The following is a 10742-nucleotide window of genomic DNA, read 5'->3' on the forward strand; positions in this document are numbered from 1 at the left end:
GGCGCGCTCGGCGCCGAGGGAGGGCGGGACGCTCGGGAAGGGGGCGCTCGTGTCGGTCGTACCGGTCGCGTTGCTCACGTTGTCGATCACTTTCCTCCGACACCCATCAGGCCCTGGACCAGGGCGCGGCGGGCGAACAGGTAGACGAGCAGGACGGGCAGCGTGGACAGGACCACCGCCGCCAGCAGACCGGGGACGTCGATGCCGTGCTCGGTCTGGAAGTTGTACAGTCCGAGGGTGAGCACCTTGGTCTCCTCGGACTGGGTCAGGACGAGGGGGAACAGGAAGCCGTTCCACGCCTGGAGCGCGGCGAACACCACGATGGTCGCCAGCCCGCCCCGGGACAGCGGCACGACCAGCTGGAAGAAGACCCGCCGGGTGGTCGCGCCGTCGATGGCCATCGCCTCGAACAGCTCCTGGGTGATGTCGCGCATGGTGCCGGTGAGGATCAGCGCGCACACCGGCAGACAGAACGCGGCGGTCGGCAGGATCACACCGAGGAGGTTGTCGTACAGGCCGGCCTTGCTGATCACGTAGAACATCGGGACGATCACGGCCTGCGCCGGGATCGCCAGCCCCAGCAGGAAGAGCCGGAACACCCGGACGGTGCCGCGCCCCCGGTTGCGCACGATCACGAAGGCCAGCGGCGGTACGAGCAGCAGCACGATCGCCACCACACTGGCAGTGACGGCCATGGTGTTGAGGAAATAGCGGCCGAAACCACTGGAGAAGTCGCGCACATAGTTGTCGAAGGTGAACGACGACGGGAACGACAGCGGGCCGCCCACGCTGTACTCGGCGCGGTTCTTCACCGTGGCACCGAGCATCACGTACAGCGGGAAGGCGACCAGCCCCAGCCACAACAGGGCACCCAGCCCGGCGAGATAGTTCGGGCGGCGCCGCATCACATGCCCTCCTTCGTGCCGGCCATCTTGTCGTAGCCGGAGATCCGCACCACGATCAGCGAGATCACCGTGGCCACCACGACCAGCAGCAGCGCGATGGCCGCGCCCTGCCCGAAGTCGAACTCCCTGAAGGCCTTCTGGTACATGTAGAACGCGCTGATGCTGGTGTCGGTGCCGGGCCCGCCGTTGGTCAGGATCAGTACGGTGTCGAAGGTGGTGAGCCCGCCGACCACCATCAGGATCATGGACGTGATGATCGAGTTGCGCAGCTGCGGCAGTGTGATGTGGAAGAACCGCCGTACGCGCCCGGCCCCGTCGATCGCCGCCGCCTGGTAGAGGACCTGCGGGATCGCCCGGGCCGCGCCCTGGTAGATCAGGGCGTGGAACGGGGTGAACTGCCAGGTCGCGACCAGGACGAGCACACTGATCGCCCCCGTGCGCGTACCCAGCAGATTGCCGTCGCCGAACAGCCAGCGCGCCTGCGCGGGTACACCGAAGTTCGGGTCGAGCAGCGCGCGCCACAGCACGGAGATGGCGGTGGCGGAGAGCAGCAGCGGGACGAAGAAGACCGCCGAGAGGACGGCACGGTTGCGTTGGTGGCCGGCGGCCCAGACACCGAGCAGGATCGACATCGGGGTCTGGATGGCCACACCGAGCCCGGTGAGCAGCACACTCAGCCAGAGACTCTTGATCATCACGGGGTCGTGGACCAGCGCGGTCCAGTTGTCGAACCCCGCGAAGACCGGATCGGCCAGCCCGTTCCAGTGGGTGAAGGACAGGACGGCGACCAGCAGCAGCGGGACGATCGCGAACAGCGCGAAGAACAGGGCGGCGGGCAGTGCCCAGGTCAGCCCGGGACGGGCCACACCGGACCCGGCGGGACCCCGGCCCGTACCCCTGTCCCGTCGTCCGGTCGGCCGCCGCGCGCCGTGCGCCGGGGCGGTGGGAGTAACCATGATGGGGTGCGCCGCTCTCAGTCGGTGGACAGGGACTGCATGGCCTTGATGAAGCCGTCGGCGTCGATCGAACCGTTGAAGAACTGCTGAACGGCCTGCATCATCGGGGCGTCGGCCGCCGGCGGGTACGCCTGGTTCCAGGAGAGCTGGAACGAGGGCGCCTCGCTGACCATCCGGAACTGGTACGTGAGATAGCCGGGGTTCTCCGCCGCGCCGAGGAACTTCTCGGTGGTCGTGGTGGTGGGCAGGTTGCCGATGTCCAACTGCGCCTCGACGAACTCGTCGGAGTACATGAGCTTGAGGAACTCGGCTATGGCGTCGGCGTGTTCGGTCTTCTTCAGCACCGAGTAGAAGTTGTTGGTGTTGCCGACGACATCGGCGGGGTCGCCCTTGCCGCCGTCCACGGTCGGGAAGTCGCCGTAACCGAGGCTCTTCGCGGCGAAGTCCGCGTCCAGCTCCTGCTGGGTGGAGTACGCCCACGACCCCATCAGCTCGAATCCGGCCTTGCCGGTGGCGAGCAGCGCGGGGGAGCCGTTGTCGGTGTACTTCACCGAGTCGTAGCTGGTGCCGAACGCGCCCGCGTCCACCAACTCCCGTATCAGGGCGAGGGATTTTCGGCTCTCGGGGCTCTCCCAGACGCTTTTGTCACCGGCCAGCGCCTTCTTGAACAGCTCGGGGCCCGCGACCCTGTCGTACACGTACTCGAACCACATCAGGGTCGGCCAGCGGTCCCCGCCGCCCAGCGCGATCGGGGTGACGCCCTCGGCCCTGAGCTTCTTCACCGCGTCGAGCAACTCGTCCCAGGTCCTGGGCTGCCCCGTCCCGGCGTCCGCGAGAACCTTCTTGTTGCTGAACAGCAGCACCGGCTGGGTGCCGCGCATGGGGATGCCGTACGCCTTGCCGTCGATCTCTGCGGTGTTGAAGACGGACGGCAGGAAGTTCGACCTCAACTCCGGGTTCTTCGCGATCATTTCATCGAGCGGGAGCACCAGATCGGCCTTGACGAAGGGCTGGATGGAACCGCCGCCCCAGTTGAAGAAGACATCGGGGGCCTGAGGGGTACTGATGATGGTCTGGAGCTTCTTCTGGTAGTCGGCGCCGGGGACGGTGTCGAGGACCGCCTTGACCTTGGAGGTCTTGTTGAACGTCTCGACGATCCGCTTCTCCACCTTGTTCGTGGCGTCGCCGTAGACCAGTACGTGGAACTCGTCGGCGCCACCCGCCGAGCCGCCGCCCCCACCGCAGGCGGTCAGGCCCAGACCCAGGACCAGCGCCACCCCACCGGCGACCGTTCGAGAAAACCGTGCGCGATTCTTCATCGATCGACCCCTCGAAAGTATCGGCCACTTTGCCGAAAGTATCTGGCGAGGACCGTAGAACCCTCCTCCGGGACGGTCAACAGTGCGGTCGTCACTCAGCCAAACCGTTACCCACTCCACGCGACTTCCGGAGGCTCTATCCCGGAGGCTCTATCCTTCGGTGCATGCGTGATGAGACGAGTGGAAGCCGGGTCACCCTGGCTCAGGTGGCTTCGCAAGCCGGGGTATCCCTTTCGACAGTTTCGAAAGTCCTCAACGGTCGGCCCGATGTCTCCGCACCGACCCGGGGCAAGGTGGAGGAGCTGCTCGACGCACACGGCTACCGGCGCTCCACCCCCACCGCCCCCGAGGCGCCGCTCATCGAGATCGTCTTCCACGAGCTGGACAGCACCTGGGCGATGGAGCTGATCCGGGGCGTACAGAACGTGGCCAAGGAGACCGGCGTCAGCGTCGTGCTCACCGAGACCGGCACCCGTCACTCCCCGGGCGCCGACTGGGTCGAGGGCGTACTGCGGCGACGGCCGCTCGGCGTCGTCCTGGTCTTCTCCACACTCCCCGACGACCTCAAGAAGAAGCTCTGGTCCCGGGCCATCCCCTTCGTGATCATCGACCCGGCGGGCGACCCGGAACCCGACGTACCGTCCGTGGGCTCCGCCAACTGGGCCGGCGGACTGGCCGCCACCCGCCACCTCATCGACCTCGGCCACCGCAGGATCGCCGTCATCACCGGCCCCGAGGACATGCTCTGCTCACTGGCCCGCCTCGACGGCTTCCGCTCCGCCATGGGCATGGCGGGCCTGGAGACCGACCCGGCGCTCGTACGCTTCGGCACCTTCCACGTCGACTCGGGCCACGCCCACGCCGTGGAGCTGCTGCGCGCGCCCGACCGCCCCACCGCCGTCTTCGCGGGCAGCGACCTCCAGGCCCTGGGCGTCCTGGAGGCCGCCCGCGTCCTCGGCCTGCGCATCCCCGAGGACCTCTCGGTCGTGGGGTACGACGACATCCCCCTGGCCCAGTGGTCCAGCCCGGCCCTCACCACGGTCCACCAGCCCCTGGTCGAAATGGCCGAGGAAGCCGCCCGCATGCTCCTGCGCCTGCGCCGCTCGGACCGCACCGCCCAACCCCCCGGCGCCGACCAGGCCGACACCCGCATCGAGTTCGGCACCCGCCTGGTGGTACGCAACAGCACGGCGCGGCCGGCGGGGTAGCCCGGGGGCGATGCGTTTCTCCGTGCGGCGCGCCTGTCTTTCCTGCGGGTACAGGAAGCGGCTCACCTGGTCGTCGCGTACTCGGATTCCAGGTCGACGACCGTGAATTCGCTCAGCCGCATGATGAGTTGTCCGGCGCAGACCCAGCGGATGCGGGGATCGCCGAAGGCCACTCCTGCCGCGTCCACGGCGACGGGCGAGGGGTGGCCCGGCCGGTAGAGGGCGCCCTGTACTCCGGCCGGAGCGAAAGCGCGTACCCGAAGGGCTGTGTATCGCTCGCGCAGATGCGGGCAGGCGCGGAGGGAGGTCAGGGCACACGGCATGCAGAGCGGCGGGTGAGCCGTGGTGAGATCGGTGGTCCAGAAATCGGCGTCGCCGGAGTCCTCGCCGAGCAGCCACAACACACCGTCCGCGCTGCGGTGGGCGGGGTGCCCGCAGACCTGGCAGAGCAGCTCCCGCATGGCCTTCCCTGGCAAGTCAGCATGTTGAGCACTCGGTACGGCTGGCACTGCTCCCCTCGCGATCGGACACTGGCGGCAACTCGCGGCGGGGGCAACCTCGCCTCGTCTGTAACGGCATGAGGGTCGTTGTACGTAGGAATCGACGGATCACGAGCCGTGCACTGCGGACTGTGGGGTTTCCCCGCCGCGGCATATTGCTCGTACCCGATTCAGTTCAGCTGCCAATATCTCAGTTCCAAATCCGGTATTGCAGAAGGAGTTTCGAGGTCAGGGTTGTGGCAGGGGCAGGATGGGCATTTGCGGATGCCGCAGGTGTTGTCCGCCCTCGTAGACGTGCAGAGTGAACGTCTCCGGCCCCGGCCGGCTCGCCTCGTCGTACGCGCTCAGGACACGCTCGATCTGCTCCCACAGCTTCACCGGGCCGCCCTCGCGGACCTCCCATCGGCTCTCGCGCGGGGTGAGGGTGGCGGCGGAGCCGGTGACCACGTCGACTAGGTGCACCACCTCGCCGACCGTCGTCATCTGAGCGTCGGGGATGGCGCACTGGGCGAGGAAACGCAGGTGGAAAGCCTCTTCGGTTGCCGCCGTGATCCGCTCCGGGGTGTGCCGGGCCGCCCGTCCGGTGTCGGGCAGGCCCGCGGCCCAGTGGGCGGGGTTGCCGAACGCCGGCGCCGCGTGCGTACGCGCGGACATGAAGGAGACAGTGCCGCCCAGCAGTTGGCCGTCGGAGGTGCCGTCGCCCTTCACCGTCAGCAGGACGCGGGCGTAACCGTAGAGCCACCCCGAGAGGGTGAGCAGGATCTTCCCGCCCGGCCGGGCCTGCGCCAGCAGCGCGGGCGGCACGGCCCGGAAGGAGCACGCGGCCACGATCCGGTCGAACTTGGCCTCGGGCCAGTACCCGTACAGCCCGTCCGCCACCGCCAGCGTCGGCGTGTACCCGCACCCGTACAGCGCGCTGGCCGCCTGCTCCAGCCGGTGCGGATCGACCTCGATCGAGGTGACGTCGGCGGAGCCGAGACGTTCGCAGGCGAGCGCGGTGGAGTAGCCGGTGCCGGTGCCGATCTCCATCACCGTGTGCCCTTCCTGCACGTCCGCGTCCGCCCACATCCGCACGACCAACGACGGCAGTGTGGACGACGAGGTGGGGGCCCCGCCGTGCCGTACGGCGGGCTGCTTCCAGTCCGGTTCGTCGCCGTCGAACTGGGTGATCAGAGTGGTGTCGGAGTACGCGGCGGCCAGCCAGCGGCCATAGTCCAACTCGGCGGTGACCGGCTCCCACACCGTCAGGCCCTGCCCGTCGCGCTCGTCGGCGGGCAGGTAGAAGCCCGGCACGAACCGGTGCCGGGGCACCCGCTCGACCGCCGCCCGCCAGCCGGGATCGGCGAGCACGCCGTCCTCGGCGAGGGCCTTTGCCATCGCCTCGCGCAGCCGCGCGGCGTCGGTCTCCAGATCGGCGGGCATCGTCATCGCGCCCCGCCTCCTTCCGTGCTCAGGATGTCGGCGAACGCCGTCGTGATGTCGTCGGCGTCGGGCAGCCAGCCCCACTGGCCGTTCGGGTTGCATTCGATGAAGACCCAGTGCTCCGCCGCATCGCCGTCGCCGGTGAGGGCGAAGTCGAAGCAGCCGAAGACCAAGCCGAACGCCGTGAGGTAGCTGTGCAGGGCTGCTTCGATGGCGGCCGGGACACCGATGGGTGCGTGGAACAGGGCGTCCCAGTCGCCGCGGCGCCAGTCCAGCGCGCCGTCCGGTGCGGCGATCTGCTGGGCGAAGATGCGCTGGCCGACCACCGTGACACGCACGTCGCCGGTCTTGGGGATCTCCGCTTGGAACAGATGCGCGGTCACCGCGAGGGAGTCGTCGAAGGTGGACGGGTCGACGCGCTGGGCCCAGATCGCGCCGGCGTGCCCGTCCTCATCCCGGGGCAGGCCGCGGAACGTCTTGTAGATGACCGGGCTGTGGTCGGCGGCGAACTTGGCGGCCTGCTCCGGGTCGTTGGTGACCAGCGTCGGCGGCACCGTCAGGCCGAGCTGGGCGGCGAGCTGGACTTGGGCGGGCTTGAAGTCCGCGGCCGTGACCGCGGAGGGGTGGTTGACGTAGAAGGCGCCGTGCAGGTGGTTCAGCACTCCGCCGAGCCCATGCCGGGCCTCGGCCGCGGCGAAAGCGCGTTGCTGGGCGGGCAGGTGCTGGTAGCGGGCGGCGTAAGGGGTGGGGCGGCGGTAGTACACCGCCGCCACCTCCCCCAGCTCCACCTCCCGGCTGCCGGTGACCAGCCGCCCGGCCTAGGCCGGCGCCCCGACGCCGATGCGGGCGCCGAAGGTCAGGCCGGGGCCGATGTCGGCCGGGTCGACCCGTGCGACGGGCACCTCGCGCTCGTTCAGCGCGGCGATGACCCAGTCCGCGGTGACGTCTTCCAGCGCGGTGACGACCAGGACGGTGGAGGCCATGGGTCAGTCCGACTCGTAGTCGGTGGTGTGGTCGTCCTGGGTCTGTGGCTGCGGCTTCTGCCCGTCGCCACCCCCGGACATCGACGCGGTGCCCGTGGTCTTGCTCGTGCCGTGCTTGCCCATCTCGATCGGCTGGCCGGCAGCGTCGGTGTAGACGGCGGTCTGCGTCGACGGGTCGAGCGTCACCGCGGTGTACGACGGCGGGCCGACCGGCAGCCGGTCGGTGACCAGCCGCATCGCCCACGGAGCCTGGGGTGCAAGCGTCGCCATGTGAGTTCCCTTCCCTTGCCACATGCGGATAGCCGAGCGGCTGCCGCAGATGCAGAATCGACCTCCCGCACCAGCCCTGACCAGTACCGTAGGTGCCGCGAACCGTGGCGAAGTTGCCACGCTCCGTGATGTCCGTCGGGAAGGGTGAGGCGAAGGTGCCCAGCAGATGCAGTAACCCGCACCTCGCGCTGTGGGTCGCCGCGAGCGGTTCGTCGAACGGCGAGATCGCCCGCCGGGTGGCCGCTGAAGCGGTTCGCCAAGGTCACCGGCAGATCGCCCCGGACGCCACCCGCATCCGCCGGTGGATCGATGGCGAACGCCCCCGCCCACCGGTCCCCGCCCTCCTGGCGGCCGTCCTCTCCGATGCGGTCGGCCAGCCGCTCACACCGGGTGATCTCGGGCTGACGGCTGCCGGGCCCACCCTGGATAGCATCCAGCTCCCGCTGCTGACCGAGGCAGCCGCCCAGACCCTGGCCGGATGGACCCAGATGGATCTCTTCCTCGACCGCCGCGACACCCTCAAGCTCGCCCTTGGCGCTCCGCTCATCCTGGCCGCCGAGCGGATGCTGGGCGGCACCGCCCGCCGTCTGGGCCGCGATGCCAAGGGGTTCGACGCCGACACCACCGCCGCGCTGGAGGAGGTGACCGCGTTCTTTACGAAGGCCGACGCGTCCAAGGGCGGCGGGCTGTACCGCTCGGCGATCGTCGCCCAGCTCGCCGAAGTCGCCCGCCGTATCCAGGTCGGCGTCCCCGCCTCCCTGAAGTCCCGCGTGTTCGCGGCGACCGCCGACCTGGCAGCTTTGGCCGGGTGGGTGAGCCACGACTGCGGCCGGTACGCCACCGCCCAGCGGTACTGGTCTTACGGCATCTACGCGGCCGGTGAGGCCGGGCAGCCGGACCGCGGGGTGGAGATCGTCACCCGCATGTCTCACCAGATGATCTACCTCGGCCACCCCGATGACGCCCTCGGACTGCTCGGTGTGGCCGCGGCGAAGGCGAACCTGCCCGCGACCAGGGCACTGGTCGCCTCCCAGACCGGGCGGGTACACGCAGCCCTCGGCGACGAGCGCGAAGCCGAGCGGTACCTCGGTAGCGCTGACGAACTGGTGGCCGAGGGACTCGGTCAGGACGTGCCGGAATGGGTGGCGTACTTCGACGCCGCCGAGCACGCCGGCGCCCGCGCGGTATCCGCTCGCGATCTCGCCGGGATAGGCCGGCCCCGCAGTCCCGCCAGCGTCCACTTCACCGACGCTCTCGCGCTGCGCAGGCCCGGCTTCGAGCGGGTGAAGGCCATGGACCGCGTCGGCCTGGCCGCCGCGCTGTTCGCCGAAGGGGAGGCCGAGCAGGGCGCCGCGTCGGCCCAGGAGGCACTGGATGAGGCCGCCCGCCTCGAATCGGCTCTGGTCGTCTCACGCCTCAACACGCTGCTGGATGCCGCCCGCCCGTACAAGACCGCCGCGGTGGACGAGGTGCGTGCCCGCGCGGCGGATCTCGCCGCGGCCCGGCCGACCGCCGTCGCGGCCTGAGACCATCGAGCCATGGGCAAGCACTCCCGACCCGGGCCACCGAACCAGCCGTCGCGCGCCGTCCCGAACGTCGGCCCCGGCGACCCGCTGGCCGCGTACAACAAGCGGCGCCGACCTCCGATGGACATCTACCGGCGGCACCGGCCGGTACATGGTGGCGCTGGCCACCTTCGGCCGGATGAGCCGCGCGTACTGGAGGAGTGGGACGGCTTCACCTACGTCCCCGCCGGGACGGCATCCGATCTCGCGGCGGCGGTGACATGGGTGGCCCAGGCCGAGTCGGAACCCCGGCAGTAACCGGCACGGCTTGGGGCCGGCGTCAACGCTGCGGGCCGCGAAGCGTCAGCGGTCAGGGTTTGGGGTGGGACGTAGCGGAGTCACGTTGGCTTTGTTGCCGCTGAGGACTCTGGTGCGCAATTCCTGAGGCGGGCCGGTTGGTTGCGGCATGATCGTGGGTGCGGTCGCTTCCCTGTCGTGCGGCCGTGGGAGTGATGCGCGTTGTCGTTACAGCCCAAGGGCCTGCCGCCGGTCCCGGAGCAGACCGTGAAGACGGCCCGTGCCGCCTTCCCGAAGGGAAGCCTGCCGATGCGGGTCCGCGACCATCTCGCCGGGGTCTTCGCCGATGAGCCGTTCGCGGCCGCGTTCGGGGTGCGCGGGGCCCCGGGGTACTCGCCCGGCGTTCTCGCGCTGGTGACGGTTTTGCAGTTCGCCGAGGACCTCACCGACCGGCAGGCCGCGGCGATGGCGGTACGCGCCATCGACTGGAAATACGCGATCGGGGCCGAGCTGACCGATACCGGCTTCGACCACACCGTGCTGCCCCGCTTCCGCGCCCGCCTGGCCGTGCACGGCCTGGAGCGGGAGGTCTTCGACCGGCTGCTGGCGCACTGCAGGGACACCGGCCTGGTCGCCGCCGGGGGCAAGCAGCGCACCGACTCTACCCATGTCATCAGCGCGGTCAGGGACCTCAACTGCACCGAGCTGGCCGGGGAGAGCGTACGCGCGGCCCTGGAGGCGCTGGCGGTGGCAGCTCCGGCCTGGCTTGCCGGCGTGATCGACGTGCCGGAGTTCGCGCACCGCTACGGCGAACGCGTCAACGGGTGGACGATGCCCTCCTCGAAGACCAAGCGCGACCGGCTCGCCCAGATCTTCGGCACCGACGCCCTGGCACTGCTGCGGGCGGTGCATGCCCCTGCCTCTCCACCATGGCTGCGCGAGATCGAGGCCGTGGAACTGCTGCGGCAGGTCACGGTCCAGACCTACTACGTCCACACCAACACGCGCGGGCGGGAGGTGGTCAGCAAGCGGGAGGCCGACACGGACGGCGTCCCGCCCGGCAGTACCCGTCTGGCCTCGCCCTACGACCCCGACGCCCGCTGGGCGGCCAAAGGCGACGACCTGTTCTGGCTGGGCTACAAGGTCCATCTGACCGAGACCTGCCACACTCTCCCCGAAGCCGAAGCCGAAGCCGAAGCCGAAGCCGAAGCCGAAGCCGAAGCCGAAGCCGAAGCCGAAGCCGAAGCCGAAGCCGAAGCCGAAGCCGAAGCCGAAGCCGAAGCCGAAGCCGAAGCCGAAGCCGAAGCCGAAGCCGAAGCCGAAGCCGAAGCCGAAGCCGAAGCCGAAGCCGAAGCCGAAGCCGAAGCCGAAGCCGAA

The 10742-nt window shown here is 69.8% G+C and carries 12 protein-coding genes; 4 read left to right on the top strand and 8 right to left on the bottom strand.

Annotated features, from left to right (window positions below):
• Positions 1-86 precede the first annotated feature (86 nt).
• From ACIP8W_RS24430 to ACIP8W_RS24440, 3 genes are read right to left on the bottom strand one after another with little or no spacing between them, the layout of a single operon-like run.
• Positions 87-905, bottom strand: a complete 819-nt coding sequence (locus ACIP8W_RS24430; RefSeq protein ID WP_402204627.1) for a carbohydrate ABC transporter permease — start codon at positions 903-905, stop codon at positions 87-89.
• Complete coding sequence (locus ACIP8W_RS24435; RefSeq protein ID WP_401956436.1) at positions 905-1861, bottom strand: carbohydrate ABC transporter permease; 957 nt, start codon at positions 1859-1861, stop codon at positions 905-907. Before ACIP8W_RS24435 ends, ACIP8W_RS24430 begins: the two co-directional genes overlap by 1 nt.
• A 17-nt stretch (positions 1862-1878) precedes the next feature.
• Complete coding sequence (locus ACIP8W_RS24440) at positions 1879-3180, bottom strand: ABC transporter substrate-binding protein (protein ID WP_402149238.1); 1302 nt, start codon at positions 3178-3180, stop codon at positions 1879-1881.
• A gap of 164 nt (positions 3181-3344) precedes the next feature.
• On the opposite strand from ACIP8W_RS24440, the gene ACIP8W_RS24445 reads away from it, so the two are divergent.
• Positions 3345-4388 (top strand): LacI family DNA-binding transcriptional regulator, encoded by a 1044-nt coding sequence (locus tag ACIP8W_RS24445; protein ID WP_401956439.1) that lies wholly within the window; start codon positions 3345-3347, stop codon positions 4386-4388.
• Positions 4389-4450: 62 nt separating this feature from the next.
• Here the strand turns inward: ACIP8W_RS24445 and ACIP8W_RS24450 are convergent, their stop codons facing one another.
• From ACIP8W_RS24450 to ACIP8W_RS24470, 5 genes are all read right to left on the bottom strand, one after another.
• A complete protein-coding gene (locus tag ACIP8W_RS24450) occupies positions 4451-4864 on the bottom strand; it encodes a hypothetical protein (RefSeq protein ID WP_402149240.1) in 414 nt (137 codons plus the stop codon).
• Positions 4865-5116: 252 nt separating this feature from the next.
• Positions 5117-6316, bottom strand: coding sequence for an ATP-grasp peptide maturase system methyltransferase (gene tgmC / locus ACIP8W_RS24455; protein WP_402149242.1), 1200 nt, complete (start codon positions 6314-6316; stop codon positions 5117-5119).
• Positions 6313-7098, bottom strand: a complete 786-nt coding sequence (locus ACIP8W_RS24460) for a hypothetical protein (protein ID WP_402204629.1) — start codon at positions 7096-7098, stop codon at positions 6313-6315. The genes tgmC and ACIP8W_RS24460 overlap by 4 nt, the downstream gene beginning before the upstream one ends.
• A gap of 30 nt (positions 7099-7128) precedes the next feature.
• Complete coding sequence (locus ACIP8W_RS24465) at positions 7129-7293, bottom strand: hypothetical protein (RefSeq protein WP_402204631.1); 165 nt, start codon at positions 7291-7293, stop codon at positions 7129-7131.
• Between the two features lie 3 nt (positions 7294-7296).
• Positions 7297-7563: a putative ATP-grasp-modified RiPP gene (locus ACIP8W_RS24470; protein ID WP_402149244.1), complete on the bottom strand. Its 267-nt coding sequence runs from the start codon at positions 7561-7563 to the stop codon at positions 7297-7299.
• 104 nt (positions 7564-7667) lie between these two features.
• Between ACIP8W_RS24470 and ACIP8W_RS24475 the strand changes: the two genes are divergently transcribed.
• The 3 genes from ACIP8W_RS24475 to ACIP8W_RS24485 form a co-directional block, all read left to right on the top strand.
• Positions 7668-9089: a Tat pathway signal protein gene (locus ACIP8W_RS24475; protein WP_402204633.1), complete on the top strand. Its 1422-nt coding sequence runs from the start codon at positions 7668-7670 to the stop codon at positions 9087-9089.
• Between the two features lie 12 nt (positions 9090-9101).
• Positions 9102-9386 carry a DUF6087 family protein gene (locus ACIP8W_RS24480; RefSeq protein ID WP_402149248.1) on the top strand — a complete coding sequence of 95 codons (285 nt, stop codon included), beginning with the start codon at positions 9102-9104 and terminating at the stop codon, positions 9384-9386.
• 288 nt (positions 9387-9674) lie between these two features.
• The coding region (locus tag ACIP8W_RS24485) for a transposase (protein ID WP_402204635.1) at positions 9675-10742 on the top strand (1068 nt) is incomplete at its 3' end.

The organism is Streptomyces sp. NPDC088554 (assembly GCF_044752945.1).
In the GTDB taxonomy this organism is placed as follows: Bacteria; Actinomycetota; Actinomycetes; order Streptomycetales; family Streptomycetaceae; genus Streptomyces.